The sequence below is a fragment of the Pseudomonas sp. B19125 genome (assembly GCF_044218855.1).
Classification (GTDB): domain Bacteria; phylum Pseudomonadota; class Gammaproteobacteria; order Pseudomonadales; family Pseudomonadaceae; genus Aquipseudomonas; species Aquipseudomonas edaphica.
The window spans coordinates 5,688,274-5,715,224 of sequence record NZ_CP162589.1 but is presented as its reverse complement, the minus strand read 5'-3'; the positions used below and the strand labels follow the sequence as shown (position 1 = coordinate 5,715,224).

Annotated in this window: 22 protein-coding genes; 11 read left to right on the top strand and 11 right to left on the bottom strand. The window is 60.3% G+C overall.

The genetic code is table 11. From position 1 onward, the window contains the following. Positions 1-78 precede the first annotated feature (78 nt). Complete coding sequence (locus AB4P96_RS26180) at positions 79-2,097, bottom strand: TonB-dependent receptor (RefSeq protein ID WP_099548494.1); 2,019 nt, start codon at positions 2,095-2,097, stop codon at positions 79-81. A gap of 204 nt (positions 2,098-2,301) precedes the next feature. On the opposite strand from AB4P96_RS26180, the gene AB4P96_RS26175 reads away from it, so the two are divergent. Next, complete coding sequence (locus tag AB4P96_RS26175) at positions 2,302-2,535, top strand: VF530 family DNA-binding protein (protein ID WP_010212838.1); 234 nt, start codon at positions 2,302-2,304, stop codon at positions 2,533-2,535. A 4-nt stretch (positions 2,536-2,539) separates the two neighbouring features. After that, positions 2,540-3,163, top strand: a complete 624-nt coding sequence (locus tag AB4P96_RS26170) for a Pr6Pr family membrane protein (RefSeq protein WP_395600277.1) — start codon at positions 2,540-2,542, stop codon at positions 3,161-3,163. Positions 3,164-3,281: 118 nt separating this feature from the next. Here AB4P96_RS26170 and AB4P96_RS26165 read toward each other — a convergent pair whose 3' ends face one another. Next, positions 3,282-4,049 carry a siderophore-interacting protein gene (locus tag AB4P96_RS26165; RefSeq protein WP_395600276.1) on the bottom strand — a complete coding sequence of 256 codons (768 nt, stop codon included), beginning with the start codon at positions 4,047-4,049 and terminating at the stop codon, positions 3,282-3,284. Further along, positions 4,046-4,555, bottom strand: coding sequence for a PadR family transcriptional regulator (locus AB4P96_RS26160; protein ID WP_017136320.1), 510 nt, complete (start codon positions 4,553-4,555; stop codon positions 4,046-4,048). Before AB4P96_RS26160 ends, AB4P96_RS26165 begins: the two co-directional genes overlap by 4 nt. 483 nt (positions 4,556-5,038) lie before the next feature. Between AB4P96_RS26160 and AB4P96_RS26155 the strand changes: the two genes are divergently transcribed. From AB4P96_RS26155 to AB4P96_RS26135, 5 genes are all read left to right on the top strand, one after another. After that, positions 5,039-5,539: a CS1 type fimbrial major subunit gene (locus AB4P96_RS26155; protein WP_170036354.1), complete on the top strand. Its 501-nt coding sequence runs from the start codon at positions 5,039-5,041 to the stop codon at positions 5,537-5,539. A gap of 114 nt (positions 5,540-5,653) precedes the next feature. Continuing rightward, entirely contained in the window at positions 5,654-8,176 is a 2,523-nt protein-coding gene (locus AB4P96_RS26150) for a CS1-pili formation C-terminal domain-containing protein (protein ID WP_176991320.1), read from the top strand. Positions 8,177-8,195: 19 nt separating this feature from the next. Next, on the top strand, positions 8,196-9,440 hold the full coding sequence (locus AB4P96_RS26145) for a hypothetical protein (protein WP_395600275.1): 1,245 nt from the start codon (positions 8,196-8,198) through the stop codon (positions 9,438-9,440). A 60-nt stretch (positions 9,441-9,500) separates the two neighbouring features. Further along, complete coding sequence (locus tag AB4P96_RS26140; protein WP_138451899.1) at positions 9,501-10,259, top strand: molecular chaperone; 759 nt, start codon at positions 9,501-9,503, stop codon at positions 10,257-10,259. 5 nt (positions 10,260-10,264) lie between these two features. After that, entirely contained in the window at positions 10,265-10,747 is a 483-nt protein-coding gene (locus AB4P96_RS26135) for a CS1 type fimbrial major subunit (protein ID WP_017136325.1), read from the top strand. A 233-nt stretch (positions 10,748-10,980) separates the two neighbouring features. On the opposite strand, the gene AB4P96_RS26130 is transcribed toward AB4P96_RS26135, so the two are convergent. Continuing rightward, positions 10,981-14,076, bottom strand: coding sequence for a transglycosylase domain-containing protein (locus tag AB4P96_RS26130; RefSeq protein WP_395600274.1), 3,096 nt, complete (start codon positions 14,074-14,076; stop codon positions 10,981-10,983). 380 nt (positions 14,077-14,456) lie between these two features. Between AB4P96_RS26130 and AB4P96_RS26125 the strand changes: the two genes are divergently transcribed. Continuing rightward, complete coding sequence (locus AB4P96_RS26125; RefSeq protein ID WP_395600273.1) at positions 14,457-15,869, top strand: amino acid permease; 1,413 nt, start codon at positions 14,457-14,459, stop codon at positions 15,867-15,869. 46 nt (positions 15,870-15,915) lie between these two features. Here the strand turns inward: AB4P96_RS26125 and AB4P96_RS26120 are convergent, their stop codons facing one another. The 4 genes from AB4P96_RS26120 to AB4P96_RS26105 all read right to left on the bottom strand — a co-directional run bounded on the left by AB4P96_RS26120 (position 15,916) and on the right by AB4P96_RS26105 (position 19,948). Next, positions 15,916-17,040 carry an OpgC family protein gene (locus AB4P96_RS26120; protein ID WP_395600272.1) on the bottom strand — a complete coding sequence of 375 codons (1,125 nt, stop codon included), beginning with the start codon at positions 17,038-17,040 and terminating at the stop codon, positions 15,916-15,918. A gap of 132 nt (positions 17,041-17,172) precedes the next feature. Then, positions 17,173-17,469: a cupin domain-containing protein gene (locus AB4P96_RS26115; RefSeq protein WP_395600271.1), complete on the bottom strand. Its 297-nt coding sequence runs from the start codon at positions 17,467-17,469 to the stop codon at positions 17,173-17,175. Between the two features lie 65 nt (positions 17,470-17,534). Then, positions 17,535-19,154: an FMN-binding glutamate synthase family protein gene (locus AB4P96_RS26110; protein WP_169985314.1), complete on the bottom strand. Its 1,620-nt coding sequence runs from the start codon at positions 19,152-19,154 to the stop codon at positions 17,535-17,537. A gap of 29 nt (positions 19,155-19,183) precedes the next feature. After that, on the bottom strand, positions 19,184-19,948 hold the full coding sequence (locus AB4P96_RS26105) for a LuxR C-terminal-related transcriptional regulator (RefSeq protein WP_017136332.1): 765 nt from the start codon (positions 19,946-19,948) through the stop codon (positions 19,184-19,186). Positions 19,949-20,041: 93 nt separating this feature from the next. Between AB4P96_RS26105 and AB4P96_RS26100 the strand changes: the two genes are divergently transcribed. The 3 genes from AB4P96_RS26100 to AB4P96_RS26090 all read left to right on the top strand — a co-directional run bounded on the left by AB4P96_RS26100 (position 20,042) and on the right by AB4P96_RS26090 (position 22,751). Next, positions 20,042-20,863: a carbon-nitrogen hydrolase family protein gene (locus AB4P96_RS26100; RefSeq protein ID WP_395600270.1), complete on the top strand. Its 822-nt coding sequence runs from the start codon at positions 20,042-20,044 to the stop codon at positions 20,861-20,863. A gap of 189 nt (positions 20,864-21,052) precedes the next feature. Beyond that, positions 21,053-22,378, top strand: a complete 1,326-nt coding sequence (locus AB4P96_RS26095; protein ID WP_395600269.1) for an APC family permease — start codon at positions 21,053-21,055, stop codon at positions 22,376-22,378. A gap of 100 nt (positions 22,379-22,478) precedes the next feature. Beyond that, positions 22,479-22,751 carry a type B 50S ribosomal protein L31 gene (locus tag AB4P96_RS26090; protein ID WP_017135901.1) on the top strand — a complete coding sequence of 91 codons (273 nt, stop codon included), beginning with the start codon at positions 22,479-22,481 and terminating at the stop codon, positions 22,749-22,751. Positions 22,752-22,771: 20 nt separating this feature from the next. Here the strand turns inward: AB4P96_RS26090 and AB4P96_RS26085 are convergent, their stop codons facing one another. From AB4P96_RS26085 to AB4P96_RS26075, 3 genes are read right to left on the bottom strand one after another with little or no spacing between them, the layout of a single operon-like run. Beyond that, positions 22,772-24,151 carry an ATP-binding protein gene (locus AB4P96_RS26085; protein WP_138452482.1) on the bottom strand — a complete coding sequence of 460 codons (1,380 nt, stop codon included), beginning with the start codon at positions 24,149-24,151 and terminating at the stop codon, positions 22,772-22,774. Further along, complete coding sequence (locus AB4P96_RS26080) at positions 24,148-25,974, bottom strand: DAHL domain-containing protein (RefSeq protein WP_225933034.1); 1,827 nt, start codon at positions 25,972-25,974, stop codon at positions 24,148-24,150. Before AB4P96_RS26080 ends, AB4P96_RS26085 begins: the two co-directional genes overlap by 4 nt. Continuing rightward, positions 25,971-26,933, bottom strand: a complete 963-nt coding sequence (locus AB4P96_RS26075; protein ID WP_099548508.1) for a cytochrome-c peroxidase — start codon at positions 26,931-26,933, stop codon at positions 25,971-25,973. The genes AB4P96_RS26080 and AB4P96_RS26075 overlap by 4 nt, the downstream gene beginning before the upstream one ends. Positions 26,934-26,951: the final 18 nt, after the last annotated feature.

Sequence of the window (26,951 nt, the reverse complement as noted above, 5' to 3'; positions counted from 1 at the left end):
TGTGTAGATACCTATGGCTATCGCGGGCAAGCCCGGCTCCCACAGAAGCCGGCTGCCACAGGGGATTTGTGCTGCTGTTTAGAAGGTGGTGCGCACGCCGAACTGTACGCTGCGCCCAGGCGCCGGGGCGATATCGCGCAGGATCGAACTGGCATAGCGCACGGTCTGGTTGGTGAGGTTTTCGCCATTGACGAACGCCAACCACTGGCTGCCACCCACATTGAAGTGATAACCGGCGCTGGCGCCCAAGGTGGTGTAGCCGTCGGTGCCGCTTTCGTTATCCGGCACACGCCCTTGGCCCGCTGCGTGTTCCACGTCGATCCGCGCCTGCCAGCGGTCCAGTTCCCACAGTAAGCCGCTGTTCAAGCGCAGAGGCGCAATACGCGGCAAGGCTTCGCCCGTGTCCAGGTTGGTGGCGCGGGTGTAATCGCCCGACAGCTCCAGGGCGAACTTGCCGTAGGCGCTTTCGCCCAACTTCCAGTGATCCTGGGCTTCGAAGCCGGCGAAACGTGCGCGCACACCGGAATATTTGTATTCCGGGATACCGCCCGCGTCTTCTTCGCCTTCATCGTTCAGCGTGCGCCCTGTGCCCAGCAAGCCGATGTAGTTGGAGAAGCGGCTGTAGAACACGCCGAAACTGCCTTTGTGCGTGCCGTTGTCAAAGCGCAGTGCCAGGTCGCTGGACACGGCTTTCTCTTTCTTCAGGTTGGCGTCACCCAACTCGTAAGTGCCGGTGGCGACGTGGGCGCCGTTGGCGTACAGCTCGTAGAAAGTCGGTGCGCGCTCGGTGTAGCCCAGTGTCGCGGCCAGCGACCAGACCGGCGTGAGGCTGTATACCGCGCCGGACGACAGGCTGCCGGCGGTAAAGTCATTGGATTTATCGGCACCGGCAAAGCGCGCATTACCCTTGGCATTCGGGTCGACATTGGTGTGTTCCACACGCCCGCCAAGGCTGAGCTTGAGACGCTCGGTGGCCTGCATCTCTTCGAGAATAAACAGCGCGCCGGCGTTGGTGTCGGTCTGCGGTACAAAGGCCTCTTCACCCAGTGCCGAGAACTCATTGCGCGTCACTTGGGCGCCGACCACACCCTCGAACGGGCCGAGCGGCTGGTGGCGCGCTTCAACGCGGGCTTCATAGCCCTTGTTCTTGAAAATGGTGCCGGTTTCGCCGCCTTCGATTTCACGGTGCTCGTAATCGGTGTAGCCCGCGTCAAGTTTCACCGAGCTAAACGGGCCTTGCAGGTTGCGGATCTCGGACGCAAAGGCGTAGTGATCCTGCTTCATGCGGATGCGCACATCTTGCTCGGCGGGTGAACCGTAGTTGCTGTCATAGTTGCTGTAGGACAGCCCGGCATAACCGTCGTCCCAGGTGTAGGAACCGCCGACCGCGCCGCCATCCTGACGCCCGTCGCTGTTGCCCAGTCGACCATTTTTGCCGGGGCCATCCTCGGTCTCCGGGGCATGGCGGCTGCGGGCCTGGCCTGGGATTTTGAGGTCGTTGAATTCCCGCGCGTTCGCGTCCAGGTGCAAGGCGAAGGTGCCGTTGCCGGCTTCCAGTTTACCGGCGCTGCTGCGGGTGGTGTCGGCGCCGCCGTAGCGCAGTTCACCGGCACCGTGGATGCCTTCGATGGCTTCTGTGGGAATACGGTTGTCGAAGGTGTTGACCACACCACCGATGGCGCTGCCGCCGTAGAGCAAGGCTGCCGGGCCACGTACGATTTCGATGCGGTCGACGTTGATTGGGTCCAGGGGCACGGCGTGGTCATAGGACAGCGACGAGGCATCCAGTGCACCCACGCCGTTGCGCAGGATGCGAATGCGGTCGCCATCCTGGCCACGAATGATCGGGCGGCTGGCGCCTGGGCCAAAGTACGACGACGACACGCCTGGCTGCTTATTCAGGGTTTCGCCGAGGCTGCCTTTTTGTTGCAGGGTCAGGTCATCGCCTTCCAGCACCGTGGTGGGCGAGGCGAGTTGTTCGCTGCCCAAGGGGTTGCCGGTAATGACTTGGGGTTGCAGTTCCAGGGCGTGGGCTTCGGAGCCGATCAACAGGGCGGCGGCAAGCGGGGTCAAGCGCCACAGAGTAGAGAGGGACATCAAACATTCCTTGGTAAAAGGCACAGAAAAGAGAAGGCTTAAAACGGTATCGATTTTGATAAGTATCGTTACAATATAACATCACTTTTTTGCCTGAAAAGGGGAACTTTTTTCCAGGGGCTATATTCAATGCAGTGCTTCCACCTCTACGCCCCGTCGGCTAAGGTGCGCGGCTGTGTTTCCTCTTTTTGCAAAAGGCCTGGCATGACCGCGACAAGCAACGACCCACTTCACGGCGTGACCCTGCAGCACGTCCTCACCACCCTGGTGGAACACTACGAATGGAGCGGTCTGGCCGAACGCATTGATGTGCGCTGTTTCAAGAGCGACCCCAGCATCAAGTCGAGCCTGACATTCCTGCGCAAAACGCCGTGGGCGCGGGAGAAAGTCGAAGGTTTGTACGTCAAGCTGATGCGTACCAAACGCCCGCTGGATTGAGGCCATGAAGCGGTATGTGGCCACGGCGGCGCTGGCTGGCTGGACAGGGCTGGCGATTCAGCAATACTTGATTTTCTATTCGCGCTGGGAGGCCGGCGCGAGCCTGTTGGGCGGGCTGATCAACTTTTTCAGTTTCTTCACGGTGCTGACCAACACCCTGGTGGTCGTGGTGTTGAGCTATGCGCTGGTCAATCGCGAGTCGGCGGTAAAACGTTTCTTCCTGGCGCCCGCTGTCAGTAGCGGTATTGCCGCGAGCATCGTGGTCGTGAGCCTGGCCTACAACCTGTTGCTCCGACATTTGTGGAGCCCCACCGGCTTTCAATTTATCGCCGACGAGTTGTTGCACGACGTGATGCCGCTGCTGTTCGTGATCTATTGGTGGCGGTGTGTGCCCAAGGGCACGTTGCGCTTCAAGCACATTGGCGGGTGGGTGATTTACCCGCTGGTGTACTTCGGCTATGTGCTGCTGCGCGGGCATTTGCTGGGGCAGTATCAGTACCCGTTCATCGATGTGGACAGCCTCGGTTATCCACAGGTGTTTGTGAATGCCGGGGGGATTTTGGCGGGGTTTGTTGGGATTGCGTTGGCGGTGGTGGGGTTGGACAAAGTTCTTAAACGGGCAGCGTAAAAATGTGGGAGCTGGCTTGCCTGCGATGGCGGTGGGTCAGTTGGACAATTTGTTTCTGATGCACCGCCATCGCAGGCAAGCCAGCTCCCACATTGGATCTTCAGTGGACTTGAGGGCTTTATTCTTCTTCGCTGCCCTCGGCACGCCAGTAACCCACGGCCTTGAGGAACTCCTCATTGACCTGGTGCGTGTCCAGCAACACGCGGCGCAGCTGGCGCGACAGTTTGGTTTCCGTCGCGACAAAGCTGTACAGCGAACCGCCCGGCAGGGTCAGGTTGCGCACCGTCTCCAGCAGGTCGTCCTGGCCGCGCACCACCCAAATCACCTCTACATCGGCAGCGCTGGTCAGTGGCTGCTGTTCGGCGCTATTGGCGATTTCAATCACCGTCAACACCTTGCGCCCGGCCGGCAATTCTTCCAGGCGACGGGCGATGGCCGGGATCGCGGTTTCATCACCAATCAGCAAATAGCTGTCGAAGATGTCCGGCACGATCATCGAACCGCGCGGCCCGCCGATGTACAGGTACTGGCCAACCTGCACCTGTTCGGCCCAGGTAGAGGCTGGGCCATCGCCGTGCAGCACGAAGTCGATATCCAGCTCGCCGATGCTCAGGTCGAAGCGCCGTGGCGTGTAGTCGCGCATGGCCGGTTGCGGGCCGTCGCCCTTGATGTTGAAGGTCGGGCTTTCCAGCGCAGCCTGCTCGGCGGCGTTTTGCGGGAACAGCAGTTTGATGTGGTCGTCACTGCCCAGGCTGATAAAACCGGCCAGCTCCGGCCCGCCCAAGGTGACGCGGCGCATGCGTGGGGTGATGTCGACCACCCGCAGCACTTGCAGGCGGCGGCGTTTGATCTCGTGGGTAACGCGATGGATAGCTTGAGTATTCATTGGTTTTTCCCGTCGGCAATGGCTTGAGCGGTGCCGTTGAGCAGCGCCGCGACACGAACGATTTCTTCCGGGCTCCAGCGCCCGTGGTGCGAATGCAAGGCGTGGCGCAGGTTATGCACCGCCTCGTGAATCTCGGGTGGGCGGTCGTGGCCACGCAGCGAGCGCTTGCTGACATCAATGCGCATGCGCACGCCTTCCAGGGCAACGGCTTGCTCGCTTAAGAAGAGACGACCGGCGTCGGTGATTGTGTAGCGTTTTTTTCCATTCTCGGCGTCGCCGCTGATCAACTCGCTCTCTTCCAGAAAGGTCAGCGTGGGGTAGATCACACCGGGGCTGGGGCTGTAGGCGCCGTCGAACAGGCTTTCGATCTGGCGGATCAGGTCATAGCCATGGCAGGGCTGCTCGGCGATCAAGGCCGGTAGCAGCAGTTTCAGGTCGCCAGGGGCAAATACCCGAGGGCCGCGGCCGCCGCGTTTTTCAAATTCACTGCGATGCTCGTGTCGCATGGTCTGTCCTCCGTCCTATTTAGATATAACTTAAGATATATCTTATGGTGGCGGTAGCCCGAGACGACCAACGGTCGTGAGCAGCGTCAAGCGGCTCACGTTCGAGGGGCATGGACGATAAAAGTATTTAGAGTTATAACTTTAATTAGAGTTTGTGCTCGAACAGGCGCGTTAACAGGTTGCTCTTTATAGCAGCGCTTGTGCGTGTAGTATTGCTCTTACAGTCACTTCCCGTTATGACACTTATGTTCAAGTAGGCTGATTCTTACGGCTATTTTTAAAGTTTTGGCAAAGTGCCATACTTTTCGTTCGTCCCGCGTTTCTAAAGGCTACTAGGCCGTGGGAAGCGACCTGCATACCTGTTGTTGATTTGAATTGATCATTGCTTGGCGTTGTGCGGTTCAACTAACCGTCTGCGTTATTCGTTGTTGAGAAGTTGCTTGGCGACGAATCAATCAATGTTGATAACTACAGGTATTGATCATGTTCAAGAAGTTTGCTGTCGCTGTTCCCCTGGCTGTTCTGGCACTGTCTTCCTCGGTAACAGCTACTGCTGCCGGTGAAGCCCGCCACACCGTCAATGTCCAGGCAAACATCCCGACCACCGTGTTCCACGCACAACCGCGTGATCCGAACTGGGGTCGTGACGAAACCATGACCTACAACCTGGTCAGCGGTGAGCTTGCTTCGTTGAGGGCCACCTACGACGTCAAGAACACCAACGGTTCGGTTGCTGCCTACATCGAAGGTGGCCCGGCCGTACTGTTCAACGGTGATGCCGCGCAAAACATCCCGGTCACCACCACCTTCAATGGTGTGATCTTGAGCGGCAGCCCTCAGGAAGTGGTCAACGAAGCCGACTCCACCCCGGGTATAGGGGCGGAAATGCACATCGCCGCGGCCAAGCCTACGGCCACTCAGCGTGGCTCCTACACAACCACGATCCCGGTAGTGTTCGACGCGGTACTGCCAGTCACCCCATAAGGCCAATGCGTGCTCGTTAACCACGGGCATCTGCTTGCAGGTCGGCTGACTTCCCTCCTCGGTCCGCCGGCCTGATTTTCTCTCCAGTCTTCTGGCATTCAGAGTGTTCCGTTCATGTTTCCGATGACGCCTATCGCGGCTGCGCTAGCGCTGCTGATGTGTACGAGTGCCCTGGCTGCACCTGCTTCTTCCGGTGCTTCAACCCCCGGCAGTCTGATTACTCAGGCGCAAGGCTTGCCCGCTGGTTTTACTGATCATTTTTTCGAGGTGCCGTTGGCGGTACGCGTGGACCTTGACCAGCAACTGTTGGGCGAGGCGCTGATTGTTTTGTCCCGCGATGACCGTGTCACCTTGCTTGAATTTACCGACACCGCCGACAGCAAAGTCCCGGCCGCCACCCGCGACACCTGGCAAGCGCTGCTGGAAAAAGGCGTGTCATTGGGTGCTTGTACCCAGTCCTGCCCGCAGAAAATGCTCTCGGCCTTCTACAACCTGGAAAGCTCCCAGCTGTCGATCCTCACCCAAGACGTCGAACTGAGTGGCGACATCCCGCGTTTCCATGAGCAGCCCGAAGGTGGCAGCCTCGGCTTGATCATCAACAACCAGCTCAACCTTAATGGCAGCCAAGAGGACAGCCTCGGCGGACGCTATGGTTTGCAAGCCAGTTCCAGTCTGGGTAACTGGAGTCAGGTGTTCAACCTGCAGCTGGCGCGCCAGAGCGGCGATGACGAGCCCATGCGCCATGCGATCCATGAGCTGTATACCCAGCGAGAACTCGAAGGGCAGTTTTTCCGCCTGGGCCACTTCACCCCCAATTCCGATGGCCTGACCCGCCAACTGCGCAGCTTCGGCGCCAGCCCCGATACGGCGCTGGGCCTGATGTATGGCAGCTCCGACAGCCTGGCCATCAACAACGCCAAGCCCAGCGTGTACCCGATCTATGTCACCGCCAACCGCCAGGCGGCGGTGGAGATTTACCGTAATGGCCTGTTGATTAACACCCAGGCCGTTGCGGCCGGCCTGCAAACCCTGGACACCCGGCCCTTGCCCGGCGGCATCTATGAAGTGGAAGTGCGCCTTATCGAAGACGGCCTGACCACCAGCACCACCCAGGAGCTGGTCTACAAACCCAGCAACTGGCGCAACGCCGAAGACCGCTGGCGCTATAACCTTTTCGCCGGGCGCGAGACCAAGTTGTTCAGCAACTGGGAAGAACAAGCTTCCGGCGCGGTGACGGCCGGTGCGTCGCTCAACTATCTGGTACACCCGCGCGTGATCCTCGGCCTGTCGGCCCGTCAGGTGCGCGAGCAGCTGCAATACGGCGGCTCGGCGGACTGGACGGTGGCCAACAATACCAGCCTGTATGCCAACCTCTACCAGACCCAGGAACACGGCACCGGCATGGACCTGCAAGGGCTCTATACCCTGGGCGCGACCAACCTGGTGTTCAGCCATAACCGCAGTTGGCTCGACACCCGCGACACCTACGAGACTCTGCCCGATGGCACACGCCTGCGGCGCAACACCTTCGTCGGTGAAGCCAGCAACACGGCGTTGTCGGTCAACCACCGGCTGGATGCGAAAAACACCCTGAACATGCGCCTGTCCCACAGCGAAGGCAATGTGGAGGGGGCCGGCGTCGACCTGGGTTGGAGCCGCCACGACAACCTGTTCGGCAGTGACGCCAACTGGCGCTTCTCGGTGTTCGACCGGCCCGGCAGCGCCGGCACCAACGACGCGCGCAACCGCGGCGTGGACGTGAGCGTCAGCGTCAACCTGGGCACCGAAGGCCGGCAGATTTCCGGCAGCATCGGCACCCGTACTGCCCGTGACGGTGGGCGTGACAACAACGCTTCGGTGACGTTGCGCCAGGACCTCACCGACCACTTGCTGCAAAGCGTCTCGGCCACGGCGATCACCGACACCTACGGCGTCGGCCTGTCGGGCATGGCCAGCTTCAATACGGATGCGGTCAGCGGTGACGGGTTTGTGCAACGCAGCTCGTTCAACGGCGACCTGAGCGGTGGCTTGAACCTCAACAGCACCTTCGTTGCCGGCGCCGGCCAGATGCTGCTGAGCAGCCAGTACCAGGGCAACGGTGCGGGCATGATCATCGACGTGGAAACCGACCTCGACGAAATCGCCCTGCGTGCCGACGACCTCGGCGGTGGCGGCGCGATCTTGCGGCCGGGGCGCAACTACGTGCCGGTCTCAGCCTACAAGAGCAGCAGCGTGAGCTTCGACTTTGAAGGTAATCACCCGCCCGCGGCGAATATCCAGCCGACCCGCGCCAGTTATCACCTGAACAAGGGCGGGGTCGACTACCGGAAAATCACCGTGATGAAAACCGTCACCGTGCTCGGCCGGTTGTTGGATGAGCGTGGTGCACCGCTCAAGGGCCATCACGTGATCAACCACGCCAGCCGTGGGGTCAGCGAAGTCGACGGGTTCTTCTCGATGGAAATGAGCGCCAGTTCACCGACCTTGCAAGTGCGCTACCAGAACCAATTGCTCTGTCAGTTCCGCCTGGACCCTGCCAATGCGCCGAGTGAGAGCGATGTGTTGATGATCGGCGATTTGCGCTGCACCAAGGACACCCTGGCAGAAGCAACCCACAACGCCGAAACCGCTGGTTGATGGCATGGACTGGATTTTTATGAACGTGAAAAACGTAACGAGAACCGGCTTGAAGCAGTGTGCGTTCGCGCTGGCGCTGGTCAGCATGAGCCTGCCTGCGCACGCGCTGGTGCAGAACATCACGGCGGTGTTTCGTCCTGACCCGTCGAACCCGATGGTGAATAAATTCGAAAACACCACGCCCCACAGTGGCGTCTGCGCGTGGCACGTACCGGCCAGGTGCGAGGCGTTGAATACCTTCAGTATCCGTGATGCGGCATTCAGGGCCGAGTCGGTAGAGCCGATCGAAGCCAACCATGAAGACCCTCGAAAAGGCGCCTATTTCAAAGTGCCTTCATCTTGGCGTGATGTACAGGTGGTCCATGTCGGGACGGGTGAGGTTGAAACCGTACAAATGCGCATTGCGGGTATTGGTACGCGTTGGGATGTGCCGCGTCCGCCTGGCGTCAGCGGGTGGGCTAACGGAGGAACCGGTTGGACCTACTATTGGAGTAACGGTGCGCCTCCTTGCCAGGGGGTTAACTATTTGGCGGCATCCGCCAGTTACGCACTGTTTTTCTGGATCGTCCCGGAGGGCGTGGGGGCTTGTACGGTAAACCCGGGCACCACTTTTCCGCGTTTGACCTACAGCCACTTGGAGTACGGCTACGAACTTAAAACCCCCAACCCGCTAGGCATGGCCAGCGGCGAATACCGCGGCTCCCTGACTTACAGCATCGGGCCGGGCGGGGATTTTGATTTCGGTGACGTGATGGCGTCCACCGAAAGCGCCCTGACGTTCAATTTTCAATTGGCTGTAGAGCATGAGCTCAAGGTCGATCTCCCACCGGGCGGCAACCGCATCGAGTTGCTACCCGAAGGCGGCTGGCAAGCCTGGCTTAACCGTGGGCGCCAACCGGCGCGGTTGTTCCGTGACCAGACCTTTGTCATTTCCGCCAGTGGGCGTTTCAAGATGCAGCTCGAATGCAGCCTTGCGGTGGGCAACACCTGTGGCTTGCGCAACGGCGCGGGGGATCAGGTGCCGTTGCAGGTTGCTGTCAGCCTGCCCTTTGGCTTGCAGAACCAGGCCGGGCAGGCGGTCAACAAGCAGCCCTTGCGCCTGGATGGCGTGGGCACCGAGTTGTTCCAGCCTGCGTTTTACGTGAACAACCGTGCTGGAACGCTGCACTTCGAAGTCGAAAAAGACCAGGTCAAGGACATGCTCGAACAGCCGGGCAGCACCTATTCGGGTGTGGTCACGGTGATCTGGGATTCGGAAGTCTGAGCGGATATTTGCCGCACGCCGGCCGCTGGGCTGGGTTCAATCAATAAGGCGTAATCAAACATGAAACATGCAGTGTTATCAGTGGGGCTGTGGCTGGTGTCTTTGGCGGTTCATGCGGGACCTGCGATCAACGTCGGCGTGGTCTACGACTACCTGGAAGGCGACCGCAGTTCTTACCTCAAGCGTGTCTACAACGGCGGCACCAGTACCGCGTTTATCAAAGTCAATGTGCTGGAGATCGTCTACAACGACGACGGCACGTCCAGGGAAGTGCCCGTCGCGTCGATGACCGACGCCAAAGGCAGCACCACCAACCGCGACGGCCTGATGGCCAGCCCGGCTCGTCTGATCGTACCGGCCGGCGGGCGTCAGGGCACTCGGTTGCTGTACATGGGCCAGCGAGACAAGGAGCGCTATTTCCGTGTGCGTTTCATTCCGGTGGTACCGGAAAAGGAAGATGACTTTGCTGTCACCGATGCCGAACGCGCCGAATACAAGGACGCCCTGGCCGCCGGAGTCAACGTCATGGCCGGGTACGGCACGGTGTTCTTCGTGCGCCCGCAAGACACCCGTTTTGATACCCGGATCAGCGAAACCGCCAGCCAATACACCATGCGTAATGCCGGCAACAGCGTGGTGGTGCTCGATGAGTTCCGCGATTGTTCGGTGACGAAAAAGACCGAATGTGAGGCCACCACCAAGCACCACATCCTGCCTGGCCGCCAGTTGGTGCTGGAGAAAAAGCCGGAGCGTCAGTTCAACTTCCAGCTGATCGAAGGTCGCAACAAAAAAACGATGACGGTCAACAGTAACGGGTGATGACAATGTTCAAGCAACTGACGGTACTGGCTGTACTGATGGCGCCTGTGTTGGCGGGTGATCAGGCGCAGGCATTTCAGGAGCGCCACAGTTTTGATGTATCGGTGACCATCCCGATCCATGAGGCCTATGTGCTGCCTTCCGAGTCCGATTGGATGGGCCAGGACCAAGTGCTGCCCTGGGACCTTGCGACAGCCCGGCTGGGCCGTCTGCGCAAGAACTTTGATGTGAAAAACATCAACGGCGGCGTGGCGGCGCGCCTTGGTGACACGCCTTATCTGTTGAGTGGCCGCAACCGTATCGATTTGCAGGTGTTGTTCAACCGGGTGCCGCTGACTCTCGATTCAACCCTGGTGATCAGCGCCGATGAAGCCCGCTCGGGCCGTCGCGCTGAACTGGAAATCACCGCCGTTGAACCGGAAGACGGCTACAAGGGCGGCGAGTATTACGGCACGGTACACCTGCTGTTTGATTTTCCGGCGCCTTGAGACATGCACTTTGCCGTTCGCGAAATCGGCGGCACAGGCAAGTTATAAGTTGCCTGGCCCACCGCTTTCGCAGCCTCGCTAAAGCTCGACAGCTCCCACAGGGGATCAGTGTTGCCAGCGCTAAAAATTAAATGTGGGAGCTGGCTTGCCTGCGATAGCAATAGTGAATTCACCACCGCCATCGCAGGCAAGCCAGCTCCCGCACAAACCCCATTTCACCCCAGGCGCTTCGGTCATGCCCCGTGGCACAGCAGGGTGCCGCTGCCTTGCAAGTACGGGGTCAAAATCGGCGCCATGCCTTTGAGCACCTGCACCGGCAGTGCCGAAGTGAACTTGAAGTTTTGCGCCGAACTGCCTGGCACAAAGGCGGTTAGGGTGCCGAAGTAGCGCTCGCTGATGTAGAACACGAACGTGGCGGTGCGGTTGATCGCTTTGGAGCTGATCACTCGGCCGCCGGCGCCCATCGCTTCGATACGGTTGTCGCCGGTGCCGGTCTTGCCGCCCATGGCCATCGGCGTGCCGTCGGCCTGCACGAAACTGCCGGAAACACGCTTGGCCGTGCCCGCGTCCACCACTTGCGATAACGCGCCGCGCAGCGCGGTAGCGACCTCGGACGGCATCACTCGTTTACCCGCATCGGGCGTGTTGACCACGCGGGTTTCGTACGGCGTATCGGCGGCAAAGTGGAGACTGTCGATGCGCAGCACTTTGCCGCGCACGCCGTCGTTGAGGATGATGCCCATCAGTTCGGCGAGCGCGGCGGGGCGATCGCCCGAGCTGCCAATCGCGGTGGCCAGCGACGGCACCAAATGGTCGAACGGGTAACCCACCGCCTGCCAGCGCTGGTGAATATCCAGGAACGCCTCGACCTCCAGTATGGTGCGAATACGACTGTCGCGCGCGCTTTGGTGACGGCTCTTGAACAGCCAGCTGTAGACCTCCTGGCGTTCAAATTGGCTGGCCTTGACCACTTCGCTGAAGGTCGCGTCGGGGTGGTTGAGCAGGTAACCGAGCAACCACAGGTCCAGTGGGTGGACCTTGGCGATGTAGCCCTGGTCGGGCAAATCATAGCGGCCCGGGCCGTAGTCGGTGTAAAGGTGTTGCAGGCGTTCGTCGGTGAGTTTGTCGCTGGTTTTGGCATTCACCAGATGTGAACGCACGAAGCGATTAAAGGTGTCCTGGTCGGCCTCGGGGAACAGGTAGCGATGCACAGCCGCCATACGGATCGCCGTGGGGTGCAGCCCGTCAAGAAAGGTCTCAAGGCGCGCCTGGGTGTCTTTTTTCTGGTACTTCTTCCAGAACTTGAGCAGGAAGGTGGTGCCTTCGCGATCAGCGAATTGGGCCAGGTATTCCTGGCGCCGTGGGTCGTTATCATCCTTGAGCAATTGCGCACTGTTGTTGGGGCCTGCGTAAGTAACGTAGCGCTCCAGGTCACGCATCAGCCGGATAAATGGCAGGTTGATCGACTCGCGCAAGGCGTCTCGCAGCGACGGGCTGCGGCCATTGTCCTGGTTGCGGAAGTTGTGGAAGTGGTGCATGCCGCCGCCGGTGAAAAAGCCTTCGTTGGGGTTGGCCGAGTAAGTCCGGTCGAGGGCGGCATCGAGCATGTTGGCCAGGGACTTATCGGGATTCTGGATCAGGTAATCGACCGCCCACCGGCTGATGCGGTCCTGCTCGGCAATCTCGGTTTTTTTCAACGCGGCGGGTGTTTGCGCCGCGTAGCGATCATGCAGTTCGCTGATGATCTGCAGGTAAGTGGTGAGCACTCGCAGCTTGGCCGTGGAGCCCAGCTCCAGCTTGCTGCCCTCATTGATGTCGAAAGGCTGGTCGGTGTTGTCGGTTTGCACGCGCACCCGCGAGCCGTCCGGGGTCAGTTCGAACAGGGTGAAGCTGTAGCGCACCTGGGGTGTGCTGGCGGGTGTGAGCAGGCGCTCGCCGAGCAGGCCCATTTTGCCGGCGAAGGTGGGGTCGGCCAGTTGCTTGAGGTAGTCGGTGGCCTGGCTTTGCAGCTCGGCTTGCAGGGTGCTGGTGGCCGACAGGTCCAGGCGGTCGAGGTCGTACAGCGGCCGGTTGAGCAGGGCGGCGAGACGGCTGCGGGCAACGCTGATGCCCTTGTTGGTGTCGATGGGCTGCACGGTCGGCTGTTGCTGCCAGTCGCGGTAAGTGACGTGGGATGCCAGGGCGGCCTTGAGCAACGGCGGGTCGATCACGGTGTTCTGCGCCAGCAGGCGCAGGTGGCTGTCGGTGAGTTGCGCCAGTTCATCGCGGCCGTTGGCCAGGTAATGAGACGGCCGGCGCTGAGCGATCATCAGCGACAGCACCTGGCGCAAAGCCAGGCCACGTTGCGCCAAATGGCCGGCATCATTTTCGCTGCCGCTCAGGGCCAGGTTCACCTGCTTGAAGTCAGCGCCGTACCACACGCGCAAACCCTCGGCCATGCCATGCACTTCGCCATGCCCCGGCACGGCGGACAGCGGCACGCTGTTGAGGTAGTCGCGCACGATATTCTGGCGTGCCACCTGGGTGTCAGGCCCAGGCTGGTAGGCGCGCACACCGGCGGACAGCATCTGGCGCAGTTTTTCACTGCCGGACAAGGTCAGGCCGTCGGGCGAATGCCGATATTTTTCCAGCTGGGTGGCCAGGGTACTGCCGCCGGCACTTTGACCGGGCAGGTGCAATACCTTTGCGACTTGCGACCAGGCCGCCATGGCAAAGCGCGGCCAGTCCACCGCCGGGTTGGCCTGGGGCTGGGCGGGGTCGAGCAGGTCACGGTTCTCGATGAACAACAGGCTGTGGACCACCAGCGGCGGGATGGCGGCAAAACTTGAGTACAGCTGCTGCGGGTACTCGAACTGGTACAGGGGCAAGGCGCGACAGTCGGTGATCGAAAGGCCGGCCTGGATTTTCTCCGGGTAAGGCACGAAGAGACCGTGGCCGGCGTAGCTCATTAGCGCTGGCGAAAACTGCACCTGGGACTCGATCACATAACCGCGCTTGAGCAGGCGCGGCAAAAAGGTGCCGAGGTCGCTGTAGCCCAAGCGGCGATCGAACGGGCCGGCGCCGGGGTAAACCATTGCCTGGCTGGGGCCGGGTTCCAGCCGGTAGGTGAGGTCGTGGGCCAGCCGGCTCAGTTGCCGCGCTTGCAGTGCGGATGTGCGTATCTCTTTGGCGGCGGCGAACCCCAGCGCAATCACCACCATCAACACAATCAGCCAGAACAGGCGACGTATGTAACGGGGCCTGGGTTTATTTTTGGGTAAAGGCGCTGGGTCCGAACTGCCTTGTAATTTCGCAGCCTTGGTCGATTCGGTTTGCCACAGTGCGCCCATAGTCGATTGATCCTGCACGCAGATTGATCGGACTTGCCTGAAGCTTAGTCGCTGGGCGACAGGTGTGAGGGAATTGTGGTTGGGTAGTCGGAATCTTCTTGGATGGCGTGTGAATGCAGGGTGGGTTGCGACGTTTTGTCGCTCAGTGCAGGTAATATGCTCCTGTAAAGTGGCTTTTTAGCCGGGTCTTTCACTGAATTGCATGGTTTTTATAGTGAAAGACCCTGGTCCCGGCTTTTTATACTGCACGTCCCGCTGATCTTGCCCGGCAAGAAGGGCCCGTCCATGAGGCGGCCCCGGTTTCAACAAGGGCACAGGCTTACCGGCCTGGCCCCGGAAACTCGACGGACAATCCAATAACAAAATGAGGTTGTTTCCCTATGCCTGTCGGCAAACCACTGCCCCCTGGCGAGACCGCTCAAGGCGGCCCGCTCAAACGTGAACTGGGTGAACGACACATCCGTTTGATGGCGCTCGGCGCCTGCATCGGTGTGGGCCTGTTCCTCGGTTCGGCCAAGGCCATCGAGATGGCCGGCCCGGCAATCATGCTCTCCTACATCATCGGCGGCCTGGCCATTCTGGTGATCATGCGCGCCCTTGGTGAGATGGCCGTGCACAACCCGGTAGCCGGCTCGTTCAGCCGTTATGCCCAGGATTACCTCGGCCCGTTGGCGGGCTTTCTCACAGGTTGGAACTATTGGTTCCTGTGGCTGGTGACCTGTGTCGCGGAAATCACCGCCGTGGCGGTGTACATGGGTGTCTGGTTCCCCGACACGCCGCGCTGGATCTGGGCCCTGGCGGCGCTGATCAGCATGGGCACGATCAACCTGATCGCCGTCAAAGCCTTTGGTGAGTTCGAGTTCTGGTTTGCGCTGATCAAGATCGTCACGATTATTGCCATGGTGATCGGCGGCGTCGGCATCATTGCATTCGGCTTCGGCAACGACGGCGTGGCCTTGGGTATTTCCAACCTGTGGGCTCACGGCGGCTTCATGCCCAACGGCGTGCAGGGCGTGTTGATGTCCTTGCAGATGGTGATGTTCGCCTACCTGGGCGTCGAGATGATCGGCCTGACCGCCGGTGAAGCACGCAACCCGCAGAAGACTATTCCTAGCGCCATCGGCTCGGTGTTCTGGCGCATTCTTTTGTTCTACGTCGGCGCGTTGTTTGTGATCCTGTCGATCTACCCGTGGAACGAAATCGGCACCCAGGGCAGCCCGTTCGTGATGACCTTTGAACGTTTGGGCATCAAGACCGCCGCCGGCATCATCAATTTCGTGGTGATCACCGCCGCGCTGTCGTCCTGCAACGGCGGCATCTTCAGCACCGGGCGCATGCTCTACAGCCTGGCGCAGAACGGCCAGGCGCCGGCGACTTTCGGCACCACCTCCAGCAATGGCGTACCGCGCAAGGCGCTGCTGCTGTCGATCTTTGCCTTGCTGCTGGGCGTGTTGCTCAACTACCTGGTACCTGACCAGGTGTTCGTATGGGTGACCTCCATCGCCACCTTCGGCGCGATCTGGACCTGGCTGATGATCCTGCTGACCCAGCTCAAGTTCCGCAAAGGCCTGAGCCCGGCCGAAGCCGCAGGCCTCAAGTACCGCATGTGGCTGTACCCGGTCAGTTCCTATCTGGCGCTGGCGTTCCTGGTGCTGGTGGTGGGCCTGATGGCGTACTTCCCGGATACGCGGGTGGCGCTGTATGTGGGGCCTGCGTTTCTGGTGCTGCTGACCGTGCTGTATTACGTGTTCAAGTTGCAGCCGACCAATGCGGCGGCACGCTCCGTCGCCTGACGGCCTGGCGCACAACAAAAAGCCCCTTGATCGGGGCTTTTTGTTTTTAGGCGGCGGCCATGCGTGTCGATTGGTCCAGCCGTTTGTTGAACTCCAGCCAGGCGCCCAACATCGCCATCAAGCCAGCGCCCACAAGCGCGGTAAAAATTTGCATGGCAAAGGCATCGCCGGCCATGGCGTTGACCATGTCCGCCAACGGCGCCAACAACACGCCAAGGCAGAACACTTCCAGCGAAAAGCGGCCCATCCGGCAGGTCTGCTGTGCCAGCCAGTTTTGCGTCCAGGCACGCCCCGGCAACAGTTTGGCGGTGACATAGGCCAAGGCCAAAAAATGCAGCAGACGCACCGGCGACAGGTCGGTCTTGCTGATCGGGTACAACAGTTCGCTGAGCGCGTGCGGCATCAGTGCGTCATGCACCTCGGGCCAGCGCCAGCCGATCGTAATCACGCCGGCCATCAATGCATAGGTCGCGGCCATCATGAACAACGGCTGCCGCAGCAGTGGCCGATTGTTCTGCGCGCGGGGTTGTTGCCCATGAATCGCCGCCGCGCCGCCCAGCACGAACAGGAACTGCCAGGTAACCGGGTTGAAATACCACACCCCGTCGGCAATCGCTGCCAGGTTCCAACCCAGGTGTGGCGCCAGCAGGTACACCGCCATCGACCCCGCCACCACCCACCACGTTTTGCGCAAGAGCCACGGCAACACCAGCGGCAGGCCGGCCAGCAGCACGATATACAAGGGCAACGGGTCCATCAGGTTGGGCTTGAAGCGCAGCAGCAATTCATCCACCAACGCTTGCTGTGGTTGGGTGACAAAGTGCGTCAGGCCCATCTCCTGCACCAGATCGCGGGTTTCCACATGGCTGTTGGCGAAGAACACGATGCCCATCAGCATCGCCAGCAAGAAAATATGCACCACGTAAAGCACCCAGGTGCGCCGCAGGATCTTCAGGCAGGCCATCCAGTAGCCTTCGCGTTGCAAGACCTTGCCATAGGCCAGCACTGAGGCATAACCGGCAAGAAATACAAACACTTCAGCGGCATCGCTGAAACCGATATTACGCAGGGTGATTTGGCCGAGTGGGTTGTGGGGGACGTGATCCCAGAAAATGAAGATCAACGCCAAGCCCCGAAAAAAATCGATGCGCGGGTCGCGTCCGTTCAGCATGGCAGCGGGCTCTTGAACAGGGGTTTAAGTCATGACAGGCGAATGCGCGTGTTGTCACACGCCGCACGTCGGGCGCGCGCAGGTTGGCGGTATTTGTAAGCAATTGCAAAGGCTGGGTATTACTGAATGTCTCTATACATCGATGATGACCAACGTGCCCCGGCTGCCGGGGCTTACAGCATGGGGAGTGCCGGCTTCTACGAGGTACATCTGGCCGGCAGCAACGCGTATTTGCTCGGTGCCAATGCTCAGGCACAACTGGCCGCTGACTACCAATAACCCCTCGTTGTAATCATGGGTTTCCTCTTTATAAGCTTGGTCATCCATACGCAACACCTTGATCCGCGCTGGGCCGACCTGGCCCAGTCGCGTGGATTTCCAGCTGTCGGGGAGTTGCGCGGCAATGGCGCTGAAGTCGAGTAACGGCATGTGAAGCTCCTTGTTTCAACGATGCCGTCGGTGGTCCGGTTCAGCGGTCAAGAGTGTTCGGATATTTATGCGGCAGCCACTTCCTGCGGCTCAAAACTGTCCGCCCGTGCCATTTGCCACATGCGCGAATAGAACTCGCCGTTCACCTCGCCGGTGAGCAACTCGCCAGGCTTGAGGAACACATGCAGCTGCGAGAACAGTTTGATTTCGGTCGCCGACATGCGCCGCACCAAATGCTTGGCCGACAGTTGCGACGGATGATCCAGGCCGGCCGCAGCGAGCATTTCCGCCAAGGCGTGCAGCGTGTTGCGGTGGAAGTTGAACACGCGCTGGGCTTTGTCGGGCACCACCAGCGCACGCTGGCGCAGCGGGTCTTGGGTGGCGACGCCCGTCGGGCATTTGTTGGTGTGGCAGCTTTGCGACTGGATGCAGCCGATGGCGAACATAAAGCCGCGCGCCGAGTTGGCCCAGTCGGCGCCGATGGCCAGCACGCTGGCGATATCGAAGGCGCTGACGATTTTGCCGCTGGCGCCCAGCTTGATCTTGTCGCGCAGGTTCAGGCCCACCAGGGTGTTGTGCACAAACAGCAGGCCTTCACGCAGCGGCACGCCGATATGGTCGGTGAACTCCACCGGCGCGGCGCCGGTGCCGCCTTCCTTGCCGTCGACCACGATAAAGTCCGGGAGGATGCCGGTCTCGAGCATGGCCTTGGCGATGCCCATGAACTCCCACGGGTGGCCGAGGCAGAACTTGAACCCCACCGGTTTGCCGCCGGACAGTTCACGCAGTTGCGCGATGAACTGCATCATCTCGATCGGGGTGGAAAACGCGCTGTGGCGCGATGGCGAGATGCAGTCTTCGCCCATCATGATGCCGCGCGTCTCAGCAATTTCCTGGGTGACTTTGTGCTTGGGCAGAATCCCGCCATGGCCGGGTTTGGCACCCTGGCTCATCTTGATTTCGATCATGCGCACTTGCGGGTTCTGTGCCTGTACGGCAAAGCGCTCCGGGTCGAAACGGCCGTCGCTGGTGCGGCAGCCAAAGTAACCGCTGCCCAGTTCCCAGGTCAGGTCGCCGCCGTTTTCGCGGTGGTAGGGGCTGATGCTGCCTTCGCCGGTGTCATGGGCAAAGTTGCCGAGCTTGGCGCCTTGGTTCAACGCGCGAATCGCATTGGCGCTCAGCGAGCCGAAGCTCATCGCCGAGATGTTGAAGACCGAGGCCGAGTAAGGTTGCGTGCACTGCGGGCCGCCGACCATCACGCGAAAGGCGCTGGGGTCGCTGAGCGGCGCCGGACGCATGGAGTGGCCGATAAACTCGAAGCCCGACTGGTACACGTCGATCAGGGTACCGAACGGCTTGTCGGCGGTTTCGTTTTTGGCGCGCGAGTAAACCAGCGAGCGCTGAGCCCGGGAGAAGGGCAGGGCGTCGCTGTCGGATTCGAGCAGGTACTGGCGGATCTCCGGGCGAATGGCTTCCACCAGGTAACGGATATTACCCAGGATCGGGTAGTTGCGGCGCACCGCGTGGGGGCTTTGCAGCAGGTCGAAAACGCCGATCAGGCTGAGGATGCCGGTGACCACGGTGATAGGCCACAGCCACTCATGTTCGATAAACGGAAGGCTGGCGAGGGTGAAAATGACGCACACGGCAAAGAAGGCGTAACGGCTTAGCAACGACAGGCTCATACGGGTTTCCTTGGGTTCGGACTCATCGGTCAGGCGTTTTGCGCCTGAAGAAAGATCGAGAACAGCTCCGACTGGGATTTGATCCCTAGCTTGCTGTACATGTGTTTCTTATGGACTTTCACGGTTTCAACAGAGATTTCCAGCTTACGGGCGATCTCCTTGCTGGAGCAACCGCTGAGCATCAAACGGCCTACATCCAGCTCACGGGCGGTGAGTTGTGCGCCCCAGTCATCATTTTGAATCGGCGGTTGCGGCGCGCTCACCTGGTTCAGTTCATGGGGCAGGCGCTGGCGCAGCAGGCTCACCACCCACGGCTGGATCAGTGACAGCAGGGCAATTTGCTGTGGGTCAAAACGCTGTTTCGAACCCAGCGACAGACACAGGGTGCGCCCGTCCGGCAGGTGGCAATTGAACTGGATTTCATCGGCCACCACGTTCAGGCGAAAGTAGCGCTGGTAGTACTCGGTCAGCTCGAAATGCTCCGGCGCCACGTCCGCCAGGCGCAACAGGCCGGTGCGCGCGTGTTCGCGGCTGGCGATGTAGAACGGGTCGAGCAGGTACAGGCCGTTGAGGTAGTCCTGGAACAGAGGGTCCGGCGTGCCATCGGCGCCCGGGGATTCGGCGAACACCAGCGGGCGGTGCTGACTGCTGAACAGCAAGGCCACCCAACTGTCGGACGGCACGTATTGGTCCAACAGCCGCACAAGCTGGGTCCAGAAATTGGGCTGGTCCAGGGCGTCTATCATTTGCCCCACCGAACGGTGCCAGGCGATGTCTTGCAGCGTCATGCTCATCAATCTACCCCTATCGGGTTACCTCGGCCGCGTAATTCCCTGGCCGGTGTTGGCTGCGCATACTGCGACACGGATAAAGAACAAGGAATACCCATGAAGGTCGAATTTGCCCAATTGGCAGGCCGCGATAACGGTACAGCTTACAACCTTGAGCGCGCCTTGGCGGCCATAGCTGCGTGCGCCGCCGACACGCAACTGATCGTCTTCCCGGAAACCCACCTGATGGGCTTCCCGTCGGCCGAGACCGTCGCCACTATTGCCGAGCCGGTAGACGGCCCCACCGTACAAGCGGTTATCCAGGCGGCCCGTGCGCGCAATATCGCCGTGGTCATCGGCATGGCCGAACACGACGGTGGCCAGTTCTATAACACCACCTTGCTGATCACCCCCGAGGGCATCGCCCTGCGTTATCGCAAGACGCATCTGTGGGCTTCGGATCGCGGCGTGTTCACCGCTGGTGATCGTTACGCCACATGCCTGTGGAACGGCGTGCGCGTCGGCCTGCTGATTTGCTACGACATCGAGTTCCCGGAAACCGCCCGCGCCCTGGCGCAACTGGGTGCCGAACTGCTGATCGTCACCAACGGCAACATGGACCCTTACGGCCCCACGCACCGCACCGCGATCATGGCCCGCGCCCAGGAAAACCAGGCGTTTGCGCTGATGGTCAACCGGGTCGAAGAGGGCGACGACGACCTGTTGTTCGCCGGTGGCAGCGCCCTGGTGGACCCGATCGGCACCTTGCTGTTTGAAGCGGGGCGTGAGGAAGGGCAATTCACCGTCGAGCTGGATCTCGAGCAATTGGTGGCGGCTCGCAAGGACTACCGCTACCTGGATGACCAGCGCTTGAAATTGCCCGGCGAGGTGATTGAGCGCAGCGATGGGACGCGCGAATTGCTGATCCCCCACGTTTAAGACTGGCCCCTAGTGGCGAGGGAGCTTGCTCTCGCTGGGCTGCGCAGCGGCCCCAAAATCTTAGGGCCGCTACGCGCCCCAGCGGGAGCAAGCTCCCTCGCCACAACAGCAGCATCAATCATAAAAATAGTTTGCGCTTCACCGACTTCAGTTCTGCCATAAATCTAATAAATCAGCGGAGAATCGCTCATGGCTCGTTTGCAACGCACCCTGTCGTTAGGGTCGGTGGTGCTGTTTGGCATCGCCTATATGACGCCGATCATTGTGCTCGGCACCTTCGGCATCCTCGCGCAATCCACCGGCGGTATGGTCCCGGCCGCTTACCTGGCGGCCCTGGTGGCGATGTTCTTTACCGCCATGAGCTACGGGCGCATGGCCTCGGCATTCCCGGTGGCCGGTTCCGCCTACAGCTATGTGCGCAAGGCCATCAGCCCCAAGCTGGGCTTTATCGCCGGTTGGGCGGTGTTGCTCGACTACCTGTTCCTGCCCATGGCCATCTGGCTGATCGGCGCTGCGTACCTGCATTCGGCGTTCCCGGCGGTGCCGCAGTGGGTGTGGGTGCTGGCCTTTATCGGTATCACCACGGCAATCAATATCATCGGGTTGAAGCTCGCCAACGGCATCAACGCGCTGCTGATGCTGGTGCAATTTCTGGTGCTGATCGCGTTTGTCGCGTTGTGCATCCACTACATCGGCGGTGACGCGAGCAAGCCGCTATGGACCATCGCCCCGTTCTTCAACGGCCAGATGCACTTGCCGCTGATCATGAGCGGCGCGGCCATCGCCTGCTATTCGTTCCTGGGCTTTGATGCGGTCAGTACCCTCACCGAAGAAACCCGCGACCCGCGCCGTACCATCCCACGGGCAATCATGCTGATCACCTTGATCGGCGGCCTGATCTTCGTCGGCGTGTCGTACTTCGTGCAGATCGCCCACCCGTCGTTCGAATTCGCCGATGTGGATTCGGCGGCCTACGAGATTGCCCGCAACGTGGGCGGCGACCTGTTTGTGTCGATCTTCCTGATCGGCCTGATCGTCGGCCAGTTCGCCTCGGGGCTGTCGGCCCAGGCCAGCGGTTCGCGGCTGTTGTTTGCCATGGGCCGTGACGGTGTGTTGCCCAAGTCGTTCTTCGACACCTTGCATGCGCGCTTCGGCACGCCGGTCAACAGCATCCTGTTGTGTGCGGTGGTGGCCTTGCTGGCGTTGAAGCTCGACGTGACTACCTCAACTTCGTTCATCAACTTCGGTGCGTTCCTGGCGTTCAGCCTGGTGAACCTGTCGGTGATCTTTCACTACTGGATCGGCGCCAAACAGCGCGGTGTGCGTGAGGTGATCCTGTTCCTGGTATTCCCGACCATCGGCTTGCTCGCGGACGTGTGGCTGATGGTCAGCCTCGATCACCTGGCGATTTACCTGGGCGCGGTGTGGTTGGCGATTGGCCTGGTGTACCTGGGCTTTCTAACGCGCGGTTTCTCGAAACAACCCCCGGAAATGGACTTCCAGGAAGCGGCATAGAAGCAGTCGGCCTATTCTTATTGCAATAGGTTCTCGTTTGGGTGCATGATTTGTGTTACTGTATAACACTTGAATTGCACCCAGACGCCCCGGAGGCCTTATGAAAGCTGGTATCCATCCCGACTACCGCACTGTGCTGTTCCACGACACCGCCGCCGACGTGTTCTTCCTGATCGGCTCCACCGCCGACAGCGACCGCACCCATACACACAGTGACGGCAACACTTACCCGTATATCCCGCTTGATGTGTCCAGCGCCTCGCACCCGATCTATACCGGCCAGCAGCGCAAGACCCAGGTCGAAGGCCGGATCGCCGGGTTCAACAAGCGTTTCGCTTCGTTTGGGTCCAGCCCAAAAAAGGCGGATGCATAACCCCGACTCGGCGGCGTGCCCTACGCCGCCGTTTGCCGAATCGGCAGCACCACCCGAAAGGTTGTGCCCTTGCCCAACTCACTGCTGACCGAGATTGAGCCCCGGTGTTTCTTGACGATGCCGTAGGAGAGTGACAACCCCAGGCCAGTGCCTTCGCCGACGGGTTTGGTGGTGAAGAAGGGGTCGAAAATCTTCTGCACGGTTTCCGGCGCAATGCCACAGCCGTCGTCCGCCACTTCCAGCCAGATGTTCTCACCTTCCACGCCGTTGCTGATGGTAATGGTGCCGCGTTCCGGGCCCATGGCTTGTGCGGCATTGATTACCAGATTCATCACCACTTGATTGAGCTGCGACGCCAGGCACTCTATGTCCGGCAGCGGCATGTAGTGCTTGACCACATCAGCCCTGTACTTCAGTTCGCTGGCGACGATGTTCAGCGTCGAATCAATGCCTTGTTGCAGGTTGGTGAATTGCCAGGTCTGGTCGTTGTCCACCCGCGAAAAATTTTTCAGGTCTTTGACGATTTGCACCACGCGGCCAATGCCATCCTTGGATTCGCGGATCAGGATCGGGATGTCCTCCTTGAGAAAGTCCAGCTCCAACGTCGTGCGCAAAGCCTTTAGCTGGTCGCGCTGTGGTTGCGAAGCGATTATTTCCTCGCTGTGTCGATAAGCTTCAAGCATCTGTTGCAGCTGGTTGAAGTAGCCATCAAGGGTGCTGAGGTTGGACGAAATGAAGCCTACCGGGTTGTTGATCTCATGGGCGACACCGGCGGCAAGCTGACCCAGCGACGCGAGCTTTTCCGACTGCACCAGCTGGCTTTCCAAGTGCTTGCGCTCGTCGATTTCCAGTTGCAGCGCCTGGGTACGTTGTTCCACCAGCTGTTCCAGGTGGGAGGTTTGCAAGGCGGCGCGACGGGCCATGTCCCACTTGTTGGCCAAGGTGTTGGCCATTTGCTGGACCTCAATGTTGTCGAAGGGTTTTTTCAGGATCAGCAAGCGGTCATGGGCGTGCAGGCGAAAGAGCAGGTCCTCCCAGGAGTAATCCGAGTACGCGGTGCACACCACCACTTGCAGGTCGGGGTCGACCTTCCACAATGCCTCGATGGTCTTCGCGCCGTCCCAGCCCTGGGGCATGCGCATGTCCACAAAAGCCAGCGCATAGGGCCGTTGTTCTGCCATGGCCGTGGTCAGCAAGCCCAGGCCTTCTTCGCCGCCGTACGCCGAATGCAGGTCGAATACCTGAGCCTGAGGCGTGGCGGCGGCGCCGAACAGCGCTGATTCCAGGTCGTCCAGTGCAGGGTTGGCGGCCACGCTCGGCATCAGAATCTTGCGAAAGTCTTCATGAATTGACGGTGTGTCATCAATCAACAGAATGCGCCGGTTGGGAGTCTGGTTCATGGGGCAGTTCCGGCAAGGGTAAGAGGAATCGTCAAGGTAAACACTGCGCCAAGGCCTGGCCCATCGCTGTGGGCGCTGAGTTGGCCGTGCATTTCCACAGCGGCCAGGGCGCAGCTGTGCAGGCCGAAGCCGTGGCCTTCTTTGCGCGTGGTGAAGCCGTGGGTGAATATCCGGGTCATGTTCTCGGCGGGTATGCCCTCGCCATCGTCCCTTACACTGATTTTCAGCGTCTCTTCAGCCGCCGGTTGCACGGTCAGGGTCATTTGCCGTGGCCGGTCACTGAGGTTGGACATGGCGTACTTGGCGTTGCTGATCAGGTTGACCATGATCAGCAACAGCCGGTGTTTGTCGCCCAGAATCTCCGGTACTTGCGCGTACTCCTTGACCACCGTGACGTGATGACGGCTCAAAGCGCCGGCGTTCATGCGCAGGGCGTCTTCCATCAACGCGCTGATGTTGACGGGTTCGAGCAGTGTGGAGGCGCCGGCATAGGATTGCTGGGTCGAGACGATGTCCTTGATGTGGTCAACGCTTTTGCTCAGTTGCGTCAGTTCCTCGCTCATGTCTTGCTGTTCGACTGCAATCGCTTCGACCAATTGGTTCAGGTAGCCCGGCAGCAACTTGCCCTTTTCATCCTCGCTGAGGAAGGTGCCCAGGTCGCCCTGATGCGCGTTGATCAATTGCATGGCTTTGCCCAGGCCCTGGGCCTTGCTGTTGCGCAATTTGCGCCCCACCAGGTCGGCGGAAATGTTCACACTGTTGAGCACGTTGCCGACGTTGTGCAGCACGTTCGTGGCGATTTCCGCCATGCCCGCCTGGCGGGCGCTGTCCATCAGCTCGCTCTGGGCGTCCTTGAGCTGTTGCGTGCGCCGCTCCACCCTTTGTTCCAGGGTTTCGTTGGCGGCCTGCAAGGCACGATTGATCCGGTTGATCTCGGCGAAACTGCGCAACAGGCGTACCGCCAGGTACAGCAGCAACACCACCAGCAAGGTTGAGAAAATCAACAGGTAGCGGTGGTATTGATGATCAATGAGGTCGGCCGCCTGCTGGTCCTGGTTGAGGTGGGTGGTCAAGTCATCCAGGCGCTCGGCCACGGGCACTGCGGCAATTCGTTCGAGGAGGCTGTTGACCACCGGTTGCTCGCGCAGGATCAGCGAAATGTGGTTGCTGAGGATCTCGACCGGGGCCTGGAACTCAATGGGCAGGCGTTCCTTGTTAATTTCCAGTTTGCCCAGGCCCACCAGAATATCGGCGGCGCGGTCGTCGCTGGTGACCTGGGCGAACTCCAGGCTGCTGAGCAGCAGGTCGTAGGTGTCGGTGGCCACGCTTTGCAGTTGCAGCCGCCCTCCATCGTCAACACGATTGAACTGGGCCTGGATATCGTCTTCAGCGGTCGGCAGAAACGCCAGCGAGTTGCGCAGCACCGCATTGTGGGATTTGAACCGGTCTACCAGCCGCGCCTTTTCCTGGATGGCGGTTTCATACGCTAGCTGGATGGTGCGCCAACGGGGCAGGTCGACGCTGTTGTGGTAGGTGCTGCGGCTGTTAAGTTCGGCCCATATACGCGTCATTTCGGTGAGTGGTGTCACCAGCGGATCGTAGTTGTGGGTAATCGCAATCCGGGCCTTGAGCACTTCGCTGTCCCATTGTGCGTTGAGTTGCTGGAGCTGGCGGATCAGGTCCCGTGACTGGGTGTAGCTGGCTGTTTGGTCGCGGGAGGACATGAGGTACAAAAAGACCAGGGTCGAGGCCAGCAGCAGGGTCATCAACCCCAGCAACAGCTGACTGATACGGCGGCGGGACAGGCTCGGCAGTCGGCTCATAACGGCTTGCCCGCCCATTGGCCAGTCAGGGTCTTGAGAAACAGGATGATCAGGTCCTTGTCTTCCTGGGTCGGAGTGCGCCCCAGCTGATACTTGAACATCACGTCCACAGCCTCTTCCAGGCTCTTGGCCGAAGCGTCGTGAAAGTAGGGCGCGGTGACCGCCACATTACGCAGGCTGGGCACCTTGAACACATAGCGGTCCTCTTCATCCTTGGTCAACAGGTAACGCCCCAGGTCCGACTCGACCGGGTTGCCGCGGTCCTTGAAGTAGTCAGCCATCACGCCGAATTTTTGAAACATGTTGCCGCCGATGTTCACACCCTGGTGGCAGGCGATACAGCCGTAATCTTTGAAACGCTGGTAGCCGTACTTTTCCTTGAGGGTCAGGATCTCCGTATTGCCCTTCAAGTATTGGTCAAACCGTGAGTCGGGCGTGAGCAGCGTGCGCTCATAGGTGGCCAGGGCGTTTTGCACATTGGCTGCGGTGACCCCATCGGGATAGGTCTGCTGGAATGCGCTCTGGTAGGCGGGCACGGCGGCGAGGTTCTGCACCACGGTTTTCCAGTCGCTGCCCATTTCTGCCGTGCTGGTGACCACGTGTTCGACTTGCGCCTCCAGCGTGTCGACACGACCATTCCAGAACTGTTTGAAATTCAGGCTGGCGTTGAACACCGATGGGGTGTTGACCTCTACCGGTTTGCCGTCAAAACCGATCGAAAACGGCTTGTCGTCGGCGCCGCCGGACTCCAGGCGATGGCAACTGGCGCAGGACAGGGTGTTGTTGGCTGACAGGCGCGGCTCATTGAACAGTTGCCGGCCCAGTTCGACTTTGGCCGGGTCCAGCGTCGGCACGCCCGGCAAGGGTTTGAGTGCCTCGTCCAGCGGTGCGGCTGCCAGTGGCAGACTCGCGCCTAACCATAAGGTGAAAATGAGCCCTTGGGTTGATACTTCGCTCAAGCGAGCACTCCTTGCAAT

Bases quoted from the DNA above. Each gene is read 5' to 3' on its own strand.
- AB4P96_RS26115 (WP_395600271.1), bottom strand. From the start codon at position 17,469: ATGCCGTTACTCGACTTCAGCGCCATTGCCGCGCAACTCCCCGACAGC.
- AB4P96_RS26175 (WP_010212838.1), top strand. From the start codon at position 2,302: ATGACCGCGACAAGCAACGACCCACTTCACGGCGTGACCCTGCAGCAC.
- AB4P96_RS26105 (WP_017136332.1), bottom strand. From the start codon at position 19,948: ATGAGCATGACGCTGCAAGACATCGCCTGGCACCGTTCGGTGGGGCAA.
- AB4P96_RS26130 (WP_395600274.1), bottom strand. From the start codon at position 14,076: ATGGGCGCACTGTGGCAAACCGAATCGACCAAGGCTGCGAAATTACAA.
- AB4P96_RS26100 (WP_395600270.1), top strand. From the start codon at position 20,042: ATGAAGGTCGAATTTGCCCAATTGGCAGGCCGCGATAACGGTACAGCT.
- AB4P96_RS26150 (WP_176991320.1), top strand. From the start codon at position 5,654: ATGTTTCCGATGACGCCTATCGCGGCTGCGCTAGCGCTGCTGATGTGT.
- AB4P96_RS26110 (WP_169985314.1), bottom strand. From the start codon at position 19,154: ATGAGCCTGTCGTTGCTAAGCCGTTACGCCTTCTTTGCCGTGTGCGTC.
- AB4P96_RS26085 (WP_138452482.1), bottom strand. From the start codon at position 24,151: ATGAACCAGACTCCCAACCGGCGCATTCTGTTGATTGATGACACACCG.
- AB4P96_RS26135 (WP_017136325.1), top strand. From the start codon at position 10,265: ATGTTCAAGCAACTGACGGTACTGGCTGTACTGATGGCGCCTGTGTTG.
- AB4P96_RS26180 (WP_099548494.1), bottom strand. From the start codon at position 2,097: ATGTCCCTCTCTACTCTGTGGCGCTTGACCCCGCTTGCCGCCGCCCTG.
- AB4P96_RS26165 (WP_395600276.1), bottom strand. From the start codon at position 4,049: ATGAATACTCAAGCTATCCATCGCGTTACCCACGAGATCAAACGCCGC.
- AB4P96_RS26155 (WP_170036354.1), top strand. From the start codon at position 5,039: ATGTTCAAGAAGTTTGCTGTCGCTGTTCCCCTGGCTGTTCTGGCACTG.
- AB4P96_RS26090 (WP_017135901.1), top strand. From the start codon at position 22,479: ATGAAAGCTGGTATCCATCCCGACTACCGCACTGTGCTGTTCCACGAC.
- AB4P96_RS26080 (WP_225933034.1), bottom strand. From the start codon at position 25,974: ATGAGCCGACTGCCGAGCCTGTCCCGCCGCCGTATCAGTCAGCTGTTG.
- AB4P96_RS26125 (WP_395600273.1), top strand. From the start codon at position 14,457: ATGCCTGTCGGCAAACCACTGCCCCCTGGCGAGACCGCTCAAGGCGGC.
- AB4P96_RS26145 (WP_395600275.1), top strand. From the start codon at position 8,196: ATGAACGTGAAAAACGTAACGAGAACCGGCTTGAAGCAGTGTGCGTTC.
- AB4P96_RS26160 (WP_017136320.1), bottom strand. From the start codon at position 4,555: ATGCGACACGAGCATCGCAGTGAATTTGAAAAACGCGGCGGCCGCGGC.
- AB4P96_RS26170 (WP_395600277.1), top strand. From the start codon at position 2,540: ATGAAGCGGTATGTGGCCACGGCGGCGCTGGCTGGCTGGACAGGGCTG.
- AB4P96_RS26095 (WP_395600269.1), top strand. From the start codon at position 21,053: ATGGCTCGTTTGCAACGCACCCTGTCGTTAGGGTCGGTGGTGCTGTTT.
- AB4P96_RS26120 (WP_395600272.1), bottom strand. From the start codon at position 17,040: ATGCTGAACGGACGCGACCCGCGCATCGATTTTTTTCGGGGCTTGGCG.
- AB4P96_RS26140 (WP_138451899.1), top strand. From the start codon at position 9,501: ATGAAACATGCAGTGTTATCAGTGGGGCTGTGGCTGGTGTCTTTGGCG.